Source organism: Ottowia sp., assembly GCF_035444425.1.
In the GTDB taxonomy this organism is placed as follows: Bacteria; Pseudomonadota; Gammaproteobacteria; order Burkholderiales; family Burkholderiaceae_C; genus Ottowia.
Genome location: NZ_DAOMOQ010000049.1, coordinates 1 through 20,401, shown reverse-complemented (window position 1 = coordinate 20,401; position 20,401 = coordinate 1). Strand labels below are relative to the sequence as shown.

Here is a 20,401-nt window from a genome sequence, read left to right as displayed (position 1 = left end):
CAAGTATAGCAGATTCCCTTCCGCGCTCAGGTGTTAATCGTCGCGCCGATTGACGTCGGTGCCGAAATCCCGCTGCCCTACGCGAGCAACGATGCGCAACCACGCGTCTCCGTGCTCACCATAGGCGAAAAATGCTTGCATCCGTGGTCACATCAGCACCAAAGAAAAAAAGCACGCTACAGTTCATGTAGCGTGCTTTCCTGCTGTAGCCTGGAGGCGCGTTCCGGAGTCGAACCGGACTGGACGGATTTGCAATCCGTTGCATAACCGCTTTGCTAACGCGCCGGAAAGAAGGAATCCAGCAAGCCCGATAAAAAAGGGAAGCGGCTGCTTCCCTTTTCTGGCGGCAACCGCTGGCTTGGTGGACCAGCGATCATATGTTGGAGCGGGAAACGAGGCTCGAACTCGCGACCTCAACCTTGGCAAGGTTGCGCTCTACCAACTGAGCTATTCCCGCGTTGTGAGCCTTGCATTATAGCCTGAAATTTCGCATCAACCATTGGTTCACGCGAATTTTTTTCACGGCCTCGCAGACCCCAATGACTCAGTGCTTGACCGCCCGTCGCTCCGTGGTCTTCTTGGCGGCAGCGGGCGCGGGCGGCGGTGCTTCCGCCGTGGCCTCGTCGTCGGTCAGCGGCACCGGCTGACGCTCAAGGGCGAACTCCAGCACCTTGTCGATCCACTTGACCGGGATGATCTTCAGGCCGTCCTTGACGTTGGCCGGGATCTCCTGCAGATCCTTGACGTTCTCTTCCGGGATCAGCACGGTCTTGATGCCGCCCCGCAGGGCCGCCAGCAGCTTCTCCTTCAGGCCGCCGATGGCGGTGACTTCGCCACGCAAGGTGATCTCGCCGGTCATCGCCACGTCGCCGCGCACCGGGATGCCGGTCAGCGCCGAGACGATCGCCGTGGTCATGGCGATGCCGGCGCTGGGGCCGTCCTTGGGCGTGGCGCCGTCGGGCACGTGGATGTGGAAGTCACGCTTCTCGAACACCTCGTCGCGGATGCCGAGCCCGCGGGCGCGCGAGCGCACCACGGTGCGCGCCGCCTCGACCGATTCCTTCATCACCTCGCCCAACTGGCCGGTGCGCTGCACGTTGCCCTTGCCCGGCATGGTGGCGGCCTCGATCGTCAGCAGGTCGCCGCCGACTTCGGTCCAGGCCAGGCCGACCACCTGGCCGACCTGGTTCTGCTCCTCGGCGCGGCCGTAGTTGAACTTGCGCACACCGAGGAAATCGTTCAGGTTCTCGGCGGTGACCTGGACCTGTGGCTCCATCTGCTTGAGTTGCAGCGCCTTGACCACCTTGCGGCAGATCTTGGACAGCTCGCGCTCGAGCGAACGCACGCCGGCCTCGCGCGTGTAGTAACGCACGATGTCGCGCACCGCGTCCTCGGACACCGACAGTTCCTCGTCCTTGACGCCGTTGTTCCGCATCTGCTTGGGCAGCAGGTACTTGATGGCGATGTTGGTCTTCTCGTCCTCGGTGTAGCCCGACAGGCGGATCACCTCCATCCGGTCCAGCAGCGCCGGCGGGATGTTCATCGAGTTGCTGGTGGCCACGAACATCACGTCGGAAAGGTCGAAATCGACCTCGACGTAGTGGTCGCTGAAGGTGTGGTTCTGCTCCGGGTCCAGCACCTCCAGCAGCGCGCTCGATGGGTCGCCGCGGAAGTCCATGCCCAGCTTGTCGATCTCGTCGAGCAGGAACAGCGGGTTGCGCGTTCCGACCTTGTTCAGGCTCTGCAGCACCTTGCCCGGCATGGCGCCGATGTAGGTGCGGCGGTGGCCGCGGATCTCGGCCTCGTCGCGCATGCCGCCCAGCGCCATGCGCACGTACTTGCGGCCGGTGGCCTTGGCCACCGATTGGCCGAGCGAGGTCTTGCCGACGCCGGGCGGGCCGACCAGGCACAGGATCGGCGCCTTGACCTTGTCCACGCGCTGCTGCACCGCCAGGTATTCGAGGATGCGGTCCTTGACCTTCTCGAGCCCGTAGTGATCTTCGTTGAGCACGTTCTCGGCAAACGCCAGGTCGTGCTTGATCTTGGTCTTCTTGGCCCAGGGCAGGCCGACCAGCACGTCGATGTAGTTGCGCACCACGGTGGCCTCGGCCGACATGGGCGACATCAGCTTGAGTTTCTTCAGCTCGCCGTCGGCCTTCTTGCGTGCCTCGCGCGGCATGCGGGCGGCCTTGATCTTGCGCTCGATCTCCTCGATGTCGGCGCCCTCCTCGCCCTCGCCGAGCTCCTTCTGGATCGCCTTGACCTGCTCGTTGAGGTAGAAGTCGCGCTGGTTCTTCTCCATCTGGCGCTTGACGCGGCCGCGGATCTTCTTGTCGACGTTGAGGATGTCGACCTCGCGCTCGAGCTGCTCGAACAGGTTCTCGAGCCGCTCCTTGACGCTTGACAGATCGAGCACCGCCTGCTTGTTCTCGAGCTTGAGCGGCAGGTGCGCCGCGATGGTGTCGGCCAGGCGGCCGGGCTCGTCGATGCTGGCGATCGAGGTCAGGATCTCGGGTGGGATCTTCTTGTTCAGCTTGACGTACTGGTCGAACTGCTGCATCACGGCGCGGCGCAGCGCCTCGACCTCGGCGTTGTCCTTGTCGGCGTCGGACACCTCCAGCGGCGTCACGGTGGCGGTGAAGTGCGTCTCGCCGTCGTCGATGTGCGTCACCGTGGCGCGCTGCTGGCCCTCGACCAGCACCTTCACGGTGCCGTCGGGCAGCTTGAGCATCTGCAGGATGGTGGAGACGCAGCCGACCTCGAACATGTCGCCGACGACGGGCTCGTCCTTGGCGGCGGTCTTCTGCGCCACCAGCATGATGCGGCGCTCGGCGGCCATGGCGGTCTCGAGCGCCTTGATGCTCTTCGGCCGGCCCACGAACAGCGGAATGACCATGTGGGGGAAAACCACCACATCGCGCAGCGGCAGCAGCGGCAGATCGATGGGGTCGGCAGGCAGGGGGGTGGTTCCGGACATGAAGAATCCTCGGGATGATCAAGCTGAATGTGGCTGCTCAGGCCCCATTTTCAACCCAGTCGGAGGGTGGCGGCGCGCAGTGGGCGCAATTCACGCCGAGCTGGCACCGTCATCGCGGTGAAATATCCGCTTCGCTGAAGTGGTGGGCGCGCCCCGGCTTGGCCACACGCCAGATGGGCCGGATCAGGCCTTCTTGGCAGCTTCCCGGTACACCAGCAGCGGCGGCTGGTTGTCCTCGATGGTGTTCTCGTCGACCACCACCTTGGCCACGCCGGCGGTGTGCGGCAGGTCGAACATGACATCGATCAGCGCGCCTTCGAGGATCGAGCGCAGGCCGCGCGCACCGGTCTTGCGCGCCAGCGCCTTGCGCGCGATGGCTTTGAGCGCGCTGGTGCGGATTTCCAGCTCGACGCCTTCCATCTGCAGCAGGCGGCTGAACTGCTTGACCAGCGCATTCTTGGGCTCGGTCAGGATCTGCACCAGCGCATCCTCGGTCAGCTCGGCCAGTGTCGCCACCACGGGCATGCGGCCGACCAGTTCGGGGATGATGCCGTACTTGATCAGATCTTCCGGCTCGACGTCCTGGAACGCCTCGCTGATCGAGCGCTGCTGCTTGCTGCGCACGGTGGCGCCAAAACCGATGCCGCTGGCCTCGGTGCGCGCCTCGATCACCTTCTCCAGCCCCGCGAACGCGCCGCCGCAGATGAACAGGATGTTGGTCGTGTCGATCTGCAGGAAGTCCTGGTTCGGGTGCTTGCGCCCGCCCTGCGGCGGGATGCTGGCCATGGTGCCCTCGATCAGCTTCAGCAGCGCCTGCTGCACGCCCTCGCCCGAGACGTCGCGCGTGATGCTGGGGTTGTCGGCCTTGCGGCTGATCTTGTCGATCTCGTCGATGTAGATGATGCCGCGCTGCGCGCGCTCGACGTCGTAGTTGCAGCTTTGCAGCAGCTTGCTGATGATGTTCTCGACGTCCTCGCCGACGTAGCCGGCTTCGGTCAGCGTGGTGGCGTCGGCCATGATGAAGGGCACGTCGAGCTGGCGCGCCAGCGTCTGCGCCAGCAGCGTCTTGCCGGAGCCGGTGGGACCGATCAGCAGGATGTTGCTCTTGGCCAGTTCGACGTCGCTGCCCTTGGCCTCTTCCTTGTGCTTCAGGCGCTTGTAGTGGTTGTACACCGCCACCGACAGCGTGCGCTTGGCGCGCTCCTGTCCGATGACGTAGTTGTCGAGGTTGGTCTTGATGTCGGCTGGCGTCGGAAGATCCGTCCTGGGCTCGCCCGCAGCACCCTCCGCGGGCACTTCCTCGCGGATGATGTCGTTGCACAGTTCGATGCACTCGTCGCAGATGAACACCGACGGGCCGGCGATCAGCTTCTTGACCTCGTGCTGGCTCTTGCCGCAGAACGAGCAGTACAGCGTCTTTTCGCTGGAAGAGCCTTTTTTATCGGCCATTGGGTGACAGTTTCATGATGGTTCGGCGCATGATAACCAAATCATGCCACTCGCTGCGCCGGGCATCGGCGTTGTCCCCCTTGCGAAGCAGAAGGGGGAAGCGCCGTCAGGCGCTCAGGGGGTTCAAGGCCTGTTCGCGATCACCTGATCGACGATGCCGTAGTCCCTGGCCTCGGTGGCCGTCATGAAGTAGTCGCGCTCGGTGTCGTGCTGGATCTTCTCCAGCGTCTGGCCGGTGCGCTCGGCCAGGATGCGGTTCATCTGCTCCTTGGTGCGCAGGATGTCGCGCGCATGGATCTCGATGTCGGTGGCCTGGCCGCGTGCGCCGCCCAGCACCTGGTGGATCATCACCTTGCTGTTGGGCAGGCTGTAGCGCTTGCCCTTGGCACCGGCCGCCAGCAGGAACGCGCCCATGCTGGCCGCGAAACCCAGGCACATGGTCGACACGTCGGGCTTGATGAACTGCATGGTGTCGTAGATCGACATGCCAGCCGTCACGCTGCCGCCGGGTGAGTTGATGTACAGCGAGATGTCCTTGTCGGGGTTCTCGCTTTCCAGGAACAGCAGCTGCGCCACCACCAGGTTGGCGGTCTGGTCGTTGACCTCGCCGACCAGGAAGATCACGCGCTCCTTCAGCAGGCGCGAATAGATGTCGTAGGAGCGCTCGCCGCGGCCGGACTGCTCGACCACCATCGGGATCAGTCCCAGGTTGCGCTGGGTTTCGTAAGTGCTCATCAAGGCTCCGTCTGTGTTGTCCGTGTTCTCGATAAAAAGGCAAATGGGGCCGGAACCGGCCGATTCCAAGCCCCATTGTCACCGACCGCCGGGGCCACCACGGGCGGCCCGGCGGAACCAGCCGATCAGCCCGGCTGCTGGCCCATCAGCTCGTCGAAGCCGAGCTTCTTGTCGGTCACCTTGGCCTGGCCGAGCACGTAATCGGTCACGTTGCTCTCGATCACCATGGCCTCGACGTCGGCCAGGCGGCGGTTGTCGGCGTAGTAGTAGCGCACCACCTCGTCCGGCTTCTCGTAGCTGGCGGCCAGTTCCTCGACCTGCGCCTTGATCTGCTCGGGCTTGGCCTGCAGCTCGTGCGCCTTCACCAGTTCCGCCACCACCAGGCCAAGGCGCACGCGCTGCTCGGCCTGCGGGCGGAAGCTGTCCTCGGGGATCGGCAGCTTTTCGACGTCCTTGATGCCGCGCGCCTTCAGGTCGGCGCGGGCGCTCTCGACCATGCGGTCCAGCTCGGCCTGCACGCTGGACTTGGGCAGGTCCAGCTCGGACTTGGCCACCAGCGCGTCCATCACCGCTTGCTTGTTGCGCTGGTTGAGGCGGAACCTGACCTCGCGCTCCAGGTTCTGGCGGATGTCGGCACGCAGGCCCTCGACGCTGCCGTCCTTCACGCCCAGCGACTTGGCCAGCTGCTCGTTGACTTCAGGCAGGTGCGCCGCCTCGATCTTGTTCACCGTGACCATGAAGTCGGCCGTCTTGCCGGCCACGTCCTTGCCGTGGTAGTCCTCGGGGAAGGCCAGCGGGAAGGTCTTGCTCTCGCCCGCCTTCATGCCGCGCACGGCGTCCTCGAACTCCTTCAGCATCTGGCCTTCGCCGATCACGAACTGGAAGTCCTCGGCCTTGCCGCCCTCGAACGGCTCGCCGTCGATCTTGCCGACGAAGTCCACCGTCACGCGGTCGTCATCCGCAGCAGCGGCATCCTTGGCACGCTGGGCGAAGCTGCGGCGCTGCTTGCGCAGGATCTCGATGGTGCGGTCGATGGCCTCGTCGCCGACGTCGGCGCTGAGCCGCTCGATCTCGGCCGTGGCCAGGTCGCCGATCTTGACATCCGGGAACACCTCGAACACGGCGTCGAAGCTCACCTGGCCCTCGGGCGCGCCCTCGGCCTCGGTGATGGTGGGCTGGCCGGCCACGCGCAAATTGGCCTCGTTGGCGGCGCTGAAGAAGGCCTCGCCTACCTTGTCGTTCATCACCTCGTACTGCACCGAGTAGCCGTACTGCTGCGTCACGATGCTGATCGGCACCTTGCCAGGACGGAAACCGTCCATGCGCACGGTACGGGCCAGCTTGCGCAGGCGCGCGTCGACCTCGTTCTTGATGGTTTCGACGGGCAGCGTCAGCGTGATCTTGCGCTCGAGCTTCTCAAGTGTTTCGACATTCACGGCCATGGTGTGTTCTCTCAAGTTGGATATCGTGGTGCGCGGGGGCGAGTCGAACGCCTATGGGTGGCAACCACTTGGATGGCTTAGCAGGAAATCAGCGGGCGACTATGCGCGACAGAACCGGGTATTGTAATGGCCGCGGATCCTCCAGGCATCCGCCGCGCACCGCTGGGAACGAGGGCTTCCCCATGAGCAGGGGCCCCAGTCCCGCAATGTCATTGCCGTCGGCGCCGTGCCGGCAGCAATCCGCGCGATACGCTCAGATCTGCCGGGTTTGCACGTCTCCATGGGATCTGGGTGCACGCGGGTGCTAGCGGGTCATTTTGTGGCACCCATGCCGGCTCATCCAGGTTCCGTGCGATGCTGTCACGTCGCAACACCCTGATGACCGTGTCACGACCACGAAGGTCGCTGAGCTGATCGCCACGCGACCGTCGCCACACTGTTCGGATCGACGGTGTCGGGCAGTTCCACCGCTGAAGCATGCAGGCCAGCAATCCCCGCTTGCAATGCAGGCGACCATTCCACCAGTGGCTGTCGCGCACACTTCAAGCGCGCCTCCTGTCGGGTCCAGCTCTCGAGAAAGGCGCGCGCCGATGCTGCTGGCGATGCGCAGCCGGGCATGACGGAAACTTCGTTCGGTGGCAAGTAGAGGGCCGCCATCCGCAGCAGCTCATCTGAAAGATGCGTTGCGTCGATGGTTGCGATATCGACGCCGACCTCGCCGCCCGCGAAGAGCGCCAGCAGGACAATGCCTGCCTCGTAGCTGATGGACAAACCAGAATGCGGTCAGCCCAACCGCAGCCCACCTTACAGGGAAGATCCGCCGATCGCCAGCGGGCAGATACCATTGCCACTCACCGATCACCCGCGGCCGCTCGAACGAGCAACTGATCCAGGTAGGCACGGAACAGGTCTTGCGAGGCCTGCTTGAACATCCGGATGCGTCCCGTGTGACTGAGCACCAGCAAGCCCACGGTGTGTGCAAACAGTGCCGTGGTTTCCGCCAGCGCGGTATCGGGCGCAAGGCCGAGCGCTTCAAGCGCGTCCTGGACCGGCCGCAGCGCATCGCGCAGGCGCGCGTTCAGCGCCTCGTTCAAAGCCGGCGTCAGGCCACGCGGCTTCATGCCCTGGAACAGGTAGAAGCCCAAGTCGAGGTCACGCGGATTCTCGCGGTAGAAGTCGAAGAATGCCGTGGCCGAAACCTGCAACCGCGCCCGGTCATCGCCTGCCCGCCCAAGAGCCTTCTGCACCTCAGCATTCAGCCGCTCCAGCGACTCGGCCAGCAGGGCGCCGTAGACCTCTTCCTTGCTGGCGAAGTAACTGTAGATCGCGCCTGGCGTGTAACCGGCGCGGTGCGCAATCTCCCGGATGCTGGCTTTCTCCATGCCAAGCTCGAAGAACGCCGAGCGGGCCGCGTCGAGCACGAGTTCGCGCCTGACCTCCGCCAGCGCCTGATGCCGGCGTCGACGTGGGTCGTCGGCCGTCCTGGCCACCTTGACAGGGGAACGGCGGGAGCGCTTGGGCACGGCAGGCAGGTCCATGCGAGGCAGTATAAACATTGACTAACAAATTGAACACTGTTCAAATAGTAGCCGTATTGTTCGACGGAGACGGTCATGGATGCATCCACCCAAGCAGCGCCAGCCAGCCGGGTCAAGCTGATGTCGGGCGAGGAGTACCGCGAATCGCTGCGCCAGTACAAGCCCAGGGTCTTCGTCGATGGGCGCGAGGTGGCCAGCGTCGCCGACGAGCCGGCGTTCCGGCCGGGCGTCAACGCACTCGCCTTCACCTACGACTACGCCCTGCACGCGGAACTGGCGCCGATCGCGCTGGCGACGCAGCACAGCCGCAACCGCGTTGTCAGCCGCATGCTGCACGTCAACGAGTCAGCTGGCGACCTGCTAAACAAGCTCGAGGCAGTGCGCGTGCTGTGTCAGGAAACCGGTTGTGCGCAGCGCTACCTCGCGCACGATGCGCTCAACGGCATCGGCCAGGCGGTGGCACACATCGACGACGCCAAGGGTTCAACCGAGCACCGCGCACGCTTCGATGCCTACCTGGCGCGCGTACAGGATGAGGACCTGTCGCTCGGCATCGCGATGACCGACGCCAAGGGCGATCGCAGCAGAAAGCCGCACCAGCAGGCCAATCCCGATAGCTACATCCATGTGGTCGAAAGCAACGGCAAGGGCATCGTGATCAGCGGCACCAAGGCGATCGTCACTGGCGCGCCCTACATGCACGAGTTGCTGGTCATGCCGAGCCGCAACATGGGGCGCGAGGACGAGGCCTTCTCGGTCTGCTGCGCGGTGCCGGTCGACGCCGACGGCATCACCATCGTCTCGCGCCCGGCGGGCCGGCCGGGCGAGAAGCTGGAGCACGGCGACGCGCTGTTCTCGCGCAAGTACGGCCAGGCCACCGCGGTGGTCCTGTTCGATAAGGTCTTCGTGCCTTGGGAGCGTGTGTTCTACGCCGGCGACTGGGAGCACAGCCATGTGCTGACCTACAGCTACGCGACCCACCATCGGCATAGCTGCATTGGCGCGCGCGCCGGCTTCGGCGACCTGCTGATCGGTGCCGGCGCGCTGATGTGCGAGGCCAATGGTCTCGACCCTGATCGCAAGAGCAGCCTTCGCGAGCCGATGGTGGAGTTGATCAAGATCACCGAGGGTTTCTTCGCCTGCGGTGTCGCGGCCAGCGTCTATGCCACGCAGGACCCGCACAGCGGCTCGTTCATGCCGGAACCAGTGTTCGCCAACATCGGCAAGTTGCTGCTGGCCACGCAGATCTACGACATGCACCGGCTGGCGCACGAGGTCAGCGGCGGGCTGATCGTCGCACTGCCCGGTCCGGACGAGGACCACAACCCGGCCACTGCCGCCAGCCTGGCCGAGGTGCTGCGTGCCAACCCCGACATCCCCTATGACAAGCGTATCCAGACTGCGCGCTTCATCGAGGATCTGACGGCGTCGTACCAGGGCGGCTGGTACTCGCTCATCAGCCTGCATGGCGGCGGCTCACCGGCGGCGATGAAGCAGGAGATCTGGCGCAACTACCCCCTGGGCAACAAGGTGGAATTGGTCGAACGCCTGCTGGAGCGCGGCGTGGTGCACGATCCGCGCCGCGCGATCACCAGGAACCGCCAGCCTGGGCGCTGCTGCGACGCCGGCTGTTCGGTGCCGGGGCAGCCGGTGATGGTGCCAATGCCTGCGAGCCGTAAGGCCGATGATCACGGCCCATCGATGAACTGAACAGCCAACTCAGCCGCTCTGGCGGCCGATACACGGACACCTTGACATTCAACCTCGGCTCCCCGGCTGCGCTTCACTTTCCCCAAATACATCCAGCTCGAATCCGACGCGGGATCACGCGCGGGATCGACGTGCTGGATGCAGCAGGACTCGGCTGGATTCGACCGTGGTGCGCGGGGGGGGACTCGAACCCCCACACCATTGCTGGCGTCAGGACCTAAACCTGGTGCGTCTACCAATTTCGCCACCCGCGCTGACCTAAGCTGAAACGAAGCGGGCGGTTTGCAAGGACTGCAACCGCCCCACCGAGTTTGGCGAACTAAGCATTTTACCTTGGCTGATGACGCGTGCTAACCAGCGCCCCGCTCATCGCCGCGCAGCAGGTTGGTGGCGAGCGCAGAGAACCCCAACAAGAGGGCGGTGGGGTAGGCGCGCCCCTGTTGGGCTTCGCTGGGCCCTACCCAAGCTACCGTGCTCACCCCACCGTGGGCGCCGGCGGCCGGACCCGGAACCAGGCGGCGTACATCGCCGGCAGCGCCAGCAGGGTCAGTGCCGTGGCGACAATCAGGCCGCCCATGATGGCCACCGCCATCGGGCCCCAGAACACGCTGCGCGACAGCGGGATCATCGCCAGCACGGCCGCGGCGGCGGTCAGCACGATCGGGCGCAGGCGGCGCACGGCAGCTTCGACGATGGCGTCCCAGGTCGGGACCCCGCGCGCGCGGTCCTGCTCGATCTGGTCGATCAGAATCACCGAGTTGCGCTGGATCATGCCCATCAGCGCGATCACGCCCAACAGCGCGACGAAGCCGAACGGCCGGTTCAGCACCAGCAGCGCCGCCGCCACGCCGGCAATGCCGAGCGGGCCGGTCAGGAACACCAGCAAGGCACGACTGAAAGAGTGCAGCTGCAGCATCAGCAGCGTGAAGACGATGAACAGCATGATCGGCACGCCAGCCGCGATCGAGGCCGAACCCTTGCTGCTTTCCTCGACCGCGCCGGCCACCTCGATGCGGTAGCCGGCGTCGCCCGCGCGCGCCCATCCGGCCTCCAGCGCGCGCAGACCGGGCAGCAGCTGGTTCGTCACCGTGGCACCCTGCAACCCCTCGACCACGTCGGCGTTGACGGTGATGGCGTAGTCGCGGTTCTCGCGCCACAGCACGCCGGGCTCCCAGCCGAACACGGGGCGAGCGACCTGTGCCAAAGGGATCGATCGGCCGCTGGCCGTCGGCACGTAGGCGTTGGCGATGGCGCTGATGGCGTCGCGCTCTTCCAGTGGCTGACGCAGCACGATGTCGATCAACAGGTCCTCTTCACGGTACTGCCCCACCGTGCTGCCGGCGAGCAGCACGCGGCCGGCCTGCGCGATCGACTGGCTGCTGACGCCGAGCGCACGCGCCTTGGCCTGGTCGACCTCCAGCCGCATCACCTTGACCGACTCGTTCCAGTTGTCGTTGACGCCGCGCGTGTTGGGGCTGGCGCGCAACGCCGCCACCACCTCGTCGGCGTGCGCGCGCAGCCGCTGCGGCTCGGGCCCGATGACGCGGAACTGCACCGGGTACGCCACCGGCGGCCCGTTCGGCAGCAGCTTGACGCGGCCACGCACCTCGGGAAATTCCTGCGCCAGCACGGTGGGGATGCGCTTGAGCAACAGCGCGCGCGTGGCCGTGTCACGCGGCATCACGATCAGTTGCGAAACGTTGGTCTGCGGAAAGATCTGGTCCAGCGGCAGGTAGAAGCGCGGTACGCCGGCGCCGATCCACTGCGTGACGCCGGCCACCTCCGGCTCGGCCAGCAACCTCGCCTCGACGCGTTTCGCGACCTCCTCGTTGGCAGCGAAGGACGTGCCCTCGGGCGACCACAGGTCGACCAGGATCTCGGGCCGCACCGAGTCCGGGAAGAACTGCTGCTGCACCCTAGTCATGCCGAATACGCCCAGGCCGAACAGCAGCGCCGTGGCACCGATGGTCAGCCAGCGGTGCACCACGCACCAGCGCACCAGGCGCCGGAAGCTGTTGTAGAACGGTGTGTCGAACACCTCGTGCGGCTCGTCATGCGCCGACGCGCTGTTGTTCAGCGCCGCCGCGCGCGCCGCGGCCACGTGCGGCGGCACGCGCAGCAGCCAGGCACCCAGCAGCGGCACGAACATCACCGAGGCGACCCAGCTCACCAGCAGCGCGATCACCGTGACGGCGAAGATGGCGAAGGTGTATTCGCCCGTCATCGACTTGGCCAACCCGATCGGCAGAAAGCCCACCGCCGTGATCAGCGTGCCCGTCAGCATCGGGATGGCGGTGATCTCGTAGGCGAAGGTGGCGGCGCGGAACCTGTCGTAGCCCTCCTCCATCTTGCGCACCATCATCTCGATGGCGATGATGGCGTCGTCGACCAGCAGGCCGAGCGCGATGATGAGCGAGCCGAGCGAGATCTTGTGCAGCCCGATGCCCCAGTACTGCATGGCCAGGAAGGTCACCGCCAGCACCAGCGGAATCGTGATGCCGACCACCAGGCCGGGGCGCATGTCCAGCGTCCAGCGGCGCCAGAAAAGCATCGGATTGCTCGGGTTCCGGCCGGGCCGCTTGTGCAGGCCGAGCGAGAGAAAGCTCACCGCCAGCACGATCACCACCGCCTCGATCAGTACCTTGACGAACTCGTTCACCGAATCGGCCACCGCCTTGGGCTGGTCCTGCACCTGCGCCAGCTGCACGCCCAGCGGCAGCGATTGCCCGATGCGCGCGCTGGCCTCCTCCAGCGCCTGGCCGAGCGCGATCACGTCGCCGCCCTTGGCCATCGACACGCCCAGCGCGATCACCTCGCGGCCGTCGTGGCGCACCTTGACCTGCGGCGGATCGACGTAGCCACGGCTGATCTCGGCGATGTCGCCGAGCCTGAGCAGCGCGCCCGAGGCACCACTAATCGGCATCGCCCGCAGGGCCTCGACGTCGTTGAACTGCCCGCCGACACGGACCTGCACCACGTCCAGCGGCGTCTGCACCGCCCCGGCCGATTCGACCGCGTTCTGCGCGCCGAGCTGTCCGATCACCTGGTTCATGTCCAGGCCCAACTGCGCCAGGCGCTTCTGCGGGATTTCGACGTAGATCTTCTCGTCCTGCACGCCGAACAGCTCGACCTTGGCCACGTCCTTGACGCGCAGCAGGCGCTGGCGCGCGTCGTCAGCGAAGCGCTTGAGTTCGGCCGGCGAGAAGCCGTCGCCCGACAACGCGTAGATCACGCCGTAGACGTCGCCGAAGTCGTCGTTGAAGAACGGCCCCTGCACGCTCTGCGGCAGGGCGTGCCGCATGTCGCCGACCTTCTTGCGTGCCGTATACCAGATCTGGGGCACCTCGCGCGGCGGCGAGTTGTCCTTGAGCTGGAAGATGATCAGCGACTCGCCCGGCTTCGAATAGCTGCGGATCTTGTCGGCGTAGGGCACCTCCTGCAGCGTGCGCTCGATCTTGTCGGTGACCTGCTCGGCCATCTGCGCGGCGGTGGCACCGGGCCAGAAGGTGCGCACCACCATGACGCGAAAGGTGAACGGCGGATCCTCGTCCTGGCCGAGCTGGAAGTACGCCGCCGCGCCCAGCAGCATCAGCACCAGCATCAGGTAGCGCATCAGCGGCGCGTGCTGCAGCGCCCAGCGCGACAGGTTGAAGCCCGGCCTGGGATCGCGCAGCCGGCTGACGCCGGCGGTGGGCGGTGCGGATTCGCTCATGCGGACTTTCAGCGCGCCGACTCGGTGGATGGCACTTCGTAGCGGGGCCGGTACACCGTCACCTGCTGGCCCGGCGCCAGCACGTGGACGCCACTGGCGACCACGCGCATGCCGGGCGCCACGCCTGCGCTGATCACGGCCTCGTTGCCGTCGGCACCCGCCACCTGCACCGCCTGCGCGCGCACCGTGCCGCTGGCCTCGTCGAACACCCACACCGCGCTGCCCTGGCCCTGCTGCCACAGCGCGCTGGTCGGCAGCTTGATCGCAGGCTGGTCCGGCGCGCCGCCGTCACGCGGCGTCACGTAGGCGGTCGCACCCAGCGGCGGCGCCGCGCCCGCCAGCGCCACCTTGACGGCGTAGGTGCGCGTCCCCGGGTCTGCCGCGGCGGCGACTTCGCGCACGCTGCCGGCCAGACGCGCATCGCCGGCCCACACGCGCACATCCACCGGCTGGCCGACGCGCACGGCGCCGACGCGGTCTTCCGGCACCGCGAACACGACGTCACGCGCGCCGTCCTGGGCGATGCGCACCACCGGCGTGCCGGCACCGATCACCTGGCCGACCTCGGCCTCGACACCGGTCACGATGCCAGCCGCATCGGCGACCAAGTTCGTGTATCCCGTCTGGTTGCCCTGCGCCGCCAGCTGCGCCTGCGCCTGGTCGAGCGTGGCCTGCGCGGCCTTCAGCTGCGCGCTGCGGCGCTCCATCTCGGCGCCGCTGATGAAGCCGTCGTCCCTCAATGACTGGTAGCGCTTCAGGTCGGCCGCCGCCAGGTCGCGCTGCGTGGTGGCGGCGCGCAGTTGCGCCCGCGCGGCGTCGGCGGCGAGCTGGTAGTCGCGTGCATCCAGCTGCGCCAGCAGCTGGCCGGCACGCACGCGCTGGCCGGGCTCGACCGCACGCCGCACGATCTTGCCGCCGACGCGAAAGCCCAGCCGCGACTCGACCCGGGCGCGCACTTCGCCGGCGTATTCGTGCTGGGCTTCAAGCCGGCTCTCGCCCACGGTGACCAGCTTGACCGCGCGCACCGGCTCCTCGGGCGGCGGCGCCTTGGAGCACGCCGCCAGCATCAGCACAGCCGCCACCCCGGCCGCCGCGAGTCGAAAAAGGCCGACCCAAGGGCCGGCCGACGGTGGCGCTTCGCTCGACTTGTTCACGGAGACTGTGACGATTTAATGACTGACTGGTTAGTAATCTATTTTATCCGTCATGTGCTGTCAAGATCTGCGCAGGCACAATCGCCGACGCCCATGCCCGCCGACGCCCGCCCGCCCGCCATCGACCATTACGAGAACTTTCCCGTGGCGTCCTGGCTGTGCCCGCCGCGCCTGCGCGCGCCCATCGCCGCCATCTACCACTTCGCGCGCACCGCCGACGACATCGCCGACGAGGGCGACGCACCAGCCGAACCGCGCCTGGCCGATCTGGCCGACTACCGCGCCGATCTGCATGCCGTCTTCGCCAGCGACGCACCGTCCGGACGCTGGCCGCAGGTGTTCACGCCGCTGGCGGCACAGGCACGGGCCTTCGCCCTGCCCCTGCAACCACTGGACGACCTGCTTTCTGCCTTCGCGCAGGACGTGCTCAAGACACGCGACGGCGCCGCCTACGCCGACATGGCCGAACTGCTCGACTACTGCGGCCGCTCGGCCAGTCCGGTCGGCCGCCTGCTGCTGCACCTGTACGGCGTGCGCGACGCCGCCTCGCTGCGGCAGAGCGACGCCATCTGCACCGCGCTGCAGCTGATCAACTTCTGGCAGGACCTGAGCCGCGACATCCCACGCGGCCGCTATTACCTGCCGCTGGCCGACTGCGCCGCGCATGGCATCGGCATCACCGATCCGGCGCGCGACTTCCAGGCGCTGCGCGATGACGAACGGAGCGCCGCCCTGATCGCCTCACTGGTCGAATACGCACGCCGGACCATGCTGCGCGGCGCGCCCCTGGTGCACCGCGTTCCCGGCCGCGCCGGCTGGGAGCTGCGCGCCGTGGTGCAAGGCGGCCTGCGCATCCTCGACAAGATCACGGCGCTGCATCACCGCACGCTCGCGCAGCGCCCCACCGTCGGCAAGCGCGATGCGCCCGTCATCGCCTGGCGCATGCTGCGGATGCGGCAACCGGCAATGGGACAATCGCCTGCGTGACCCAAGCCGCCCACCCGCCAGCACCCACGCCGCAAGCCTACGTCCAGCAGAAGGCCGCCGCGTCCGGCAGCAGCTTCTACTACGCCTTCCGCTTCCTGCCGCCGCCGCGTCGCGCGGCCATCACTGCGTTCTACGCCTTCTGCCGCGAGGTCGACGACGTGGTTGACGAGGTCAGCGACCCGGGCGTCGCCGCCACCAAGCTGGCCTGGTGGCAGGCCGAGATCGGCCGCGCCTTCGGCGGTAAGCCGACGCACCCGGTCACACAGGCACTGCTGCCCTACACCGCCGAATTCGGCATCGAACCGCGCCATCTGCTGGCGGTGGTCGAAGGCTGCGAGATGGACTTGTCGCAGTTCCGCTACCCGGACTTCGTCGCACTGCAGCGCTACTGCCACCTGGTCGCCGGCGTGGTCGGCGAGGCATCGGCGCGCATCTTCGGCCAGCAGGTGCCGGAAACCACCGCCTACGCGCACCGGCTCGGCCTGGCGTTCCAGCTCACCAACATCATCCGCGACGTCGGCGACGACGCGCGGCGCAACCGCATCTACCTGCCGCAGGACGAACTGCAGCGCTTCGGCGTCGAGGCGCAGGAACTGCTGACGCGGCAGTATTCCGACCGCTTCACGGCGCTGATGAAGTTCCAGGCCGAGCGCGCCCACCGGCTGTACGACGAGGCGCTGGCCCTGCTGCCCGCCGCCGACCGCCAGAGCCAGAAACCCGGCCTGATGATGGCCAGCATCTACCGCACGCTGCTGCGCGAGATCGAGGCCGACAACTTCCAGGTGCTGCACCAGCACATCGCCCTGACGCCGCTGCGCAAGCTGTGGCTCGCGTGGAAGATGCAGGCGCTGGGGAGATTTTGAACATCCCCCTGAGCCGCTTCGCGTCTTCCCCCCTCTGCCACGCGAGGGGGGACAACGCCAGTGGCCGGCGCAGGTCCGGCCACGGCGTTCGCTGGCCCGGCCTGCTCCGCGGCCACTTGCATGGTTGCCTTGGACAACCCTAGTTTGCGCGTCGCCATCGTCGGCGCCGGCTGGGCCGGCATGGCGGCGGCCGTGCGCGCGGTGCAACTGGGGCACCAGGTCACCGTATTCGAAGCCGCACGCCAGCTCGGCGGCCGCGCGCGCGGCCTGCCGTTGACGCTGCCGGACGGCCGGCAGGTGCAGGTCGACAACGGCCAGCACATCCTTATCGGCGCCTACACCGACTGCCTGCAACTGATGCGCACGGTGGGAATCGACCCCGACGAGGCGCTGCTGCGCCTGCCGCTGACGCTGCGCTTCGCCGACGGCAGCGGGCTGCAACTGCCCAGGCTGCCGGCACCGATCGACGCCGCAGCCGGCATCCTGGCAGCGCGCGGCTGGTCCTGGGGCGAGCGCATCGCCCTGCTGCGTGAAGCCATGCGCTGGCGCCGCGCCGGCTTCAGCTGCGACGCACGGCTCAGCGTCGCCGAACTGTGCACCCGGCTGCCGCCCCGCCTGATCCGCGAGTTCATCGAGCCGCTGTGCATCTCGGCGCTCAACACGCCGCTGCCACAGGCCAGCGCGCGCATGTTCCTGCGCGTGCTGCACGACGGCCTGTTCGCCGCCAGCGGCGGCTCCAACATGCTGCTGCCGCGCACCGACCTGAGCGCCCTGTTCCCCCAAGCCGCGGCGCGCTGGACCGAGGCGCGCGGCGGCGTGGTCCACCTCGGTACGCGCATCGACACGCTGCATCGCCAGATGGCGCACTGGCGGCTGAATGGGCGGCTGAATGGGCAACTGTTCGACCAGGTCATCATCGCCACTGCGGCGCCGGCGGCCGTGCAACTGCTCAGGCGCAGCCTGCCGGCGGATGACGCGCCGATGACCGAGCACCTGCAGACCTGGTGCGACCATGCGACCCGTTTGCAGCACCACGCCATCAGCACCGTCTACGCGCAGGTCGATGCGCCGCACGCACCCTTGCGGCCACCGGCGCTGGCATTGCACTCCAGCGCGGCCGAACCGGCGCAGTTCGTGTTCGAGCGCGATGCCATTGCGTTGCCGGAACGGGAGGCCACGCGCCTGCTGGCTTTCGTCGTCAGCACCAGCCGCGGCGAACGCAGCGCGCTGGAAGCCGCCGTCGTGGCGCAGGCCCGGCGCCAGCTTGGCCTGACCGTCACGCCGCTGCTCACCGTGATCGAGAAGCGCGCCACCTTCGCCTGCACGCCCGGCCTGCACCGCCCTGCCGGCGCCATCGCGCCCGGCCTGTGGGCGTGCGGCGACTACGTCGACGGCGCCTACCCCGCCACCCTCGAAGGCGCGGTGCGCAGCGGACTGCAGGCCGCACAGGCGCTGCAGTAGCGCTCCAGTAGAATTCGCTGGCCGCGCGGGCGTCGTTCAATGGCAGGACCTGAGCTTCCCAAGCTCAAGACGTGGGTTCGATTCCCATCGCCCGCTCCAGGCCCCCGAATCACGCCGTGCCGCACGGCGGTTCACCGAGCGTGATCACCGGCCATCCTCCATCACTGGAGTCGCTTTTCCATGTCCGTTTACAGCATGACCGGCTACGCCAGCGGTCAGCAGGCGATCGCCAAGGCCGCGTCCGGCCAGGGCGCGAAGTCGGCGGCGCAGGCGCGGCTCGGTATCGAGCTGCGCTCGGTCAACAGCCGTTTCCTGGACCTCGGCTTCCGGCTGCCCGACGAGTTGCGCCAGCATGAGCCCGCCTTGCGCGAACTGCTCGGCAAGCGCCTGCGGCGCGGCAAGGTCGAGTTGCGCGTGCACGTCGAATACCACGATGCCGCCGCCGTGGCGGAACCCTCGGCGGCCCTGCTGCGCCGGCTGGCCGGCCTGCAGGAGCAGGTGCGGGTGTGGCTGCCGGACGCGGCGCCGATGACCGTCAGCGACGTGCTGCGGCTGGCGATCGGCGGCACCCACCCGGCGGCCACCGATCTGGCCGAAGCGCTGCTGCCGCTGACTGACCAGGTGCTGGACGATTTCATCGCGGCGCGCGGGCGTGAAGGCGCGCGCCTGGCGCAATTGCTGCGCGACCGGATCACGCAGCTGCGCGAACTGGCCCGCCGCGCCGAGCCGCTGGTGCCGGAAGCGGTCGAGGCGCAGAAGCAGCGTTTTCTGGCGCGCTGGAACGACGCCCTGGCCGGCAGCGAGGGCGGTGCACCCGCCGAAGCAGCGCAGGAGCGCGCGCTGGCCGAGGCCACGGCGTTCGCGATCCGCATCGACATCGCCGAGGAGCTGGGACGCCTGATCACCCATCTCGACGAGATCGAGGGCGTGCTGAGCAAGGGCGGCGAGATCGGCAAGCGGCTGGACTTCCTGATCCAGGAACTGCACCGCGAAGCCAATACGCTGGGCTCGAAGTCCTCGACGCTCGAGCTGACGCGCATCGCGGTCGACATGAAGGTGCTGATCGAGCAGATGCGCGAGCAGGTGCAGAACATCGAGTAGGGCGCCGAGATCACGGCCATCCACGCGGCGGCAGGCCAGACGCGGTCGGCACCGCGTCATTGCCAGCCGATAGGCACGCAGAGCGTGGCCTGCGTCCTGGCCTGAACGGCATCGCCAGCGTGCAAGAAAAGCTGCCGGCTTTCACGGCATCGCATAAAGATGCATAATGAATGCATCTATGAATTCGGTCCGTTTTCTTGCGCCTGCGCCAGGAACCCACCACGCGGCGTCGGCGCATGCGGTTGGCGTGTGCGCGTCGGTCGCCGTGCGCGATTCGCGCGCGGGCGCGCGTCGCGTGCGAATTCCGGACGGCTTTGCTACCCTTCCGCCTACGGCCGCAATGACGCGGCGCTTCTAACGGAGACAGCGCATGTCTGTGCTTGAATCTACACCAACCCCCACGGTCGAGACCGAGGACGCGCTCGAGCGCTCATTGCAGCGCCCCTACGAGCACGGCTTCGTCACCGACATCGAGTCGGTTTCGCTACCGCCTGGACTCGACGAGGGCACCATCCGATCGATCTCGCGCATCAAGAAGGAGCCCGAGTTCCTGCTCAAGTGGCGCCTGGCCGCGCTGGAGCGCTGGTTCGCCATGCCCAAGCCCGACTGGGCGCGTCTGCGCATCGAGCCGATCGACTTCCAGGCGCTGTCCTACTACTCGGCGCCGAAGTCGCACAAGGAAGGCCCCAAGAGTATGGACGAGGTCGACCCCAAGCTGCTCGAGACCTACGAGAAGCTGGGCGTACCGCTGCACGAACGCGCCAAGCTGGCCGGTGTCGCGGTCGACGCGGTGTTCGACTCGGTCTCGGTCGGCACCACCTTCCGCGAGGAGCTGGCCAAGGTCGGCGTGATCTTCTGCTCGTTCTCGCATGCGGTGCAGAACCATCCGGAGCTGATCGAGAAATACCTCGGCATGGTGGTGCCGCAGGGCGACAACTTCTACGCCGCGCTGAACTCGGCGGTGTTCTCCGACGGCTCCTTCGTCTACATCCCGGAGGGTGTGCGCTGCCCGATGGAGCTGTCGTCCTACTTCCGCATCAATGCGCAGAACACCGGCCAGTTCGAGCGCACCCTGATCGTCGCCGAGCCGGGCAGCCATGTCAGTTACCTGGAAGGCTGCACCGCGCCGCAGCGCGACGAGAACCAGCTGCACGCCGCGGTGGTCGAGCTGATCGCCCACGACGACGCGCACATCAAGTACTCGACGGTGCAGAACTGGTACCCGGGCGACGAGAACGGCGTCGGCGGCATCTACAACTTCGTCACCAAGCG

At 67.1% G+C, this 20,401-nt stretch carries 14 protein-coding genes and 4 tRNA genes; 7 read left to right on the top strand and 11 right to left on the bottom strand.

Annotated features, from left to right (window positions below):
* Nucleotides 1-211: 211 nt before the first annotated feature.
* The 8 genes from PK606_RS14260 to PK606_RS14225 form a co-directional block, all read right to left on the bottom strand.
* A tRNA-Cys gene (locus tag PK606_RS14260) sits at nt 212-285 on the bottom strand.
* A 96-nt stretch (nt 286-381) separates the two neighbouring features.
* Nucleotides 382-457 (bottom strand) — tRNA-Gly (locus tag PK606_RS14255).
* Nucleotides 458-544: 87 nt separating this feature from the next.
* A complete protein-coding gene (gene lon / locus PK606_RS14250; RefSeq protein ID WP_324564917.1) occupies nt 545-2,977 on the bottom strand; it encodes an endopeptidase La in 2,433 nt (810 codons plus the stop codon).
* Between the two features lie 183 nt (nt 2,978-3,160).
* A complete protein-coding gene (gene clpX / locus PK606_RS14245) occupies nt 3,161-4,426 on the bottom strand; it encodes an ATP-dependent Clp protease ATP-binding subunit ClpX (RefSeq protein ID WP_324564916.1) in 1,266 nt (421 codons plus the stop codon).
* Nucleotides 4,427-4,549: 123 nt separating this feature from the next.
* Nucleotides 4,550-5,161 carry an ATP-dependent Clp endopeptidase proteolytic subunit ClpP gene (gene clpP / locus PK606_RS14240; protein WP_324564915.1) on the bottom strand — a complete coding sequence of 204 codons (612 nt, stop codon included), beginning with the start codon at nt 5,159-5,161 and terminating at the stop codon, nt 4,550-4,552.
* A gap of 125 nt (nt 5,162-5,286) precedes the next feature.
* Nucleotides 5,287-6,603 (bottom strand): trigger factor, encoded by a 1,317-nt coding sequence (gene tig / locus PK606_RS14235; RefSeq protein ID WP_324564919.1) that lies wholly within the window; start codon nt 6,601-6,603, stop codon nt 5,287-5,289.
* Nucleotides 6,604-6,990: 387 nt separating this feature from the next.
* Nucleotides 6,991-7,374, bottom strand: coding sequence for a 4'-phosphopantetheinyl transferase superfamily protein (locus tag PK606_RS14230; protein WP_324564914.1), 384 nt, complete (start codon nt 7,372-7,374; stop codon nt 6,991-6,993).
* An 80-nt stretch (nt 7,375-7,454) separates the two neighbouring features.
* Nucleotides 7,455-8,141, bottom strand: coding sequence for a TetR/AcrR family transcriptional regulator (locus PK606_RS14225; protein WP_324564913.1), 687 nt, complete (start codon nt 8,139-8,141; stop codon nt 7,455-7,457).
* 75 nt (nt 8,142-8,216) lie between these two features.
* Between PK606_RS14225 and PK606_RS14220 the strand changes: the two genes are divergently transcribed.
* Nucleotides 8,217-9,851: a 4-hydroxyphenylacetate 3-hydroxylase family protein gene (locus tag PK606_RS14220; protein WP_324564912.1), complete on the top strand. Its 1,635-nt coding sequence runs from the start codon at nt 8,217-8,219 to the stop codon at nt 9,849-9,851.
* Nucleotides 9,852-10,018: 167 nt separating this feature from the next.
* On the opposite strand, the gene PK606_RS14215 is transcribed toward PK606_RS14220, so the two are convergent.
* From PK606_RS14215 to PK606_RS14205, 3 genes are all read right to left on the bottom strand, one after another.
* Nucleotides 10,019-10,105: transfer RNA gene (locus PK606_RS14215), tRNA-Leu, on the bottom strand.
* Nucleotides 10,106-10,326: 221 nt separating this feature from the next.
* Entirely contained in the window at nt 10,327-13,563 is a 3,237-nt protein-coding gene (locus PK606_RS14210; protein WP_324564910.1) for an efflux RND transporter permease subunit, read from the bottom strand.
* An 8-nt stretch (nt 13,564-13,571) separates the two neighbouring features.
* Complete coding sequence (locus PK606_RS14205) at nt 13,572-14,630, bottom strand: efflux RND transporter periplasmic adaptor subunit (RefSeq protein ID WP_324564918.1); 1,059 nt, start codon at nt 14,628-14,630, stop codon at nt 13,572-13,574.
* Nucleotides 14,631-14,810: 180 nt separating this feature from the next.
* Here PK606_RS14205 and hpnC point away from each other — a divergent pair, with 180 nt between their 5' ends.
* The 6 genes from hpnC to PK606_RS14175 form a co-directional block, all read left to right on the top strand.
* Nucleotides 14,811-15,704 carry a squalene synthase HpnC gene (gene hpnC, locus PK606_RS14200; protein ID WP_324564907.1) on the top strand — a complete coding sequence of 298 codons (894 nt, stop codon included), beginning with the start codon at nt 14,811-14,813 and terminating at the stop codon, nt 15,702-15,704.
* Entirely contained in the window at nt 15,701-16,567 is an 867-nt protein-coding gene (gene hpnD, locus PK606_RS14195; RefSeq protein WP_324564906.1) for a presqualene diphosphate synthase HpnD, read from the top strand. The genes hpnC and hpnD overlap by 4 nt, the downstream gene beginning before the upstream one ends.
* A 129-nt stretch (nt 16,568-16,696) precedes the next feature.
* Nucleotides 16,697-18,028: a hydroxysqualene dehydroxylase HpnE gene (gene hpnE, locus PK606_RS14190; protein WP_324564905.1), complete on the top strand. Its 1,332-nt coding sequence runs from the start codon at nt 16,697-16,699 to the stop codon at nt 18,026-18,028.
* A 25-nt stretch (nt 18,029-18,053) separates the two neighbouring features.
* Nucleotides 18,054-18,127: transfer RNA gene (locus tag PK606_RS14185), tRNA-Gly, on the top strand.
* Between the two features lie 81 nt (nt 18,128-18,208).
* On the top strand, nt 18,209-19,129 hold the full coding sequence (locus tag PK606_RS14180) for a YicC/YloC family endoribonuclease (protein ID WP_324564904.1): 921 nt from the start codon (nt 18,209-18,211) through the stop codon (nt 19,127-19,129).
* A 370-nt stretch (nt 19,130-19,499) separates the two neighbouring features.
* A partial coding sequence (locus tag PK606_RS14175) for a SufD family Fe-S cluster assembly protein (protein ID WP_324564903.1) occupies nt 19,500-20,401 on the top strand: 902 nt, incomplete at its 3' end.

Bases quoted from the DNA above. Each gene is read 5' to 3' on its own strand.
- clpP (WP_324564915.1), bottom strand. From the start codon at position 5,161: ATGAGCACTTACGAAACCCAGCGCAACCTGGGACTGATCCCGATGGTG.
- PK606_RS14220 (WP_324564912.1), top strand. From the start codon at position 8,217: ATGGATGCATCCACCCAAGCAGCGCCAGCCAGCCGGGTCAAGCTGATG.
- lon (WP_324564917.1), bottom strand. From the start codon at position 2,977: ATGTCCGGAACCACCCCCCTGCCTGCCGACCCCATCGATCTGCCGCTG.
- tig (WP_324564919.1), bottom strand. From the start codon at position 6,603: ATGGCCGTGAATGTCGAAACACTTGAGAAGCTCGAGCGCAAGATCACG.
- hpnC (WP_324564907.1), top strand. From the start codon at position 14,811: ATGCCCGCCGACGCCCGCCCGCCCGCCATCGACCATTACGAGAACTTT.
- PK606_RS14225 (WP_324564913.1), bottom strand. From the start codon at position 8,141: ATGGACCTGCCTGCCGTGCCCAAGCGCTCCCGCCGTTCCCCTGTCAAG.
- PK606_RS14180 (WP_324564904.1), top strand. From the start codon at position 18,209: ATGTCCGTTTACAGCATGACCGGCTACGCCAGCGGTCAGCAGGCGATC.
- PK606_RS14205 (WP_324564918.1), bottom strand. From the start codon at position 14,630: ATGCTGGCGGCGTGCTCCAAGGCGCCGCCGCCCGAGGAGCCGGTGCGC.
- clpX (WP_324564916.1), bottom strand. From the start codon at position 4,426: ATGGCCGATAAAAAAGGCTCTTCCAGCGAAAAGACGCTGTACTGCTCG.
- PK606_RS14210 (WP_324564910.1), bottom strand. From the start codon at position 13,563: ATGAGCGAATCCGCACCGCCCACCGCCGGCGTCAGCCGGCTGCGCGAT.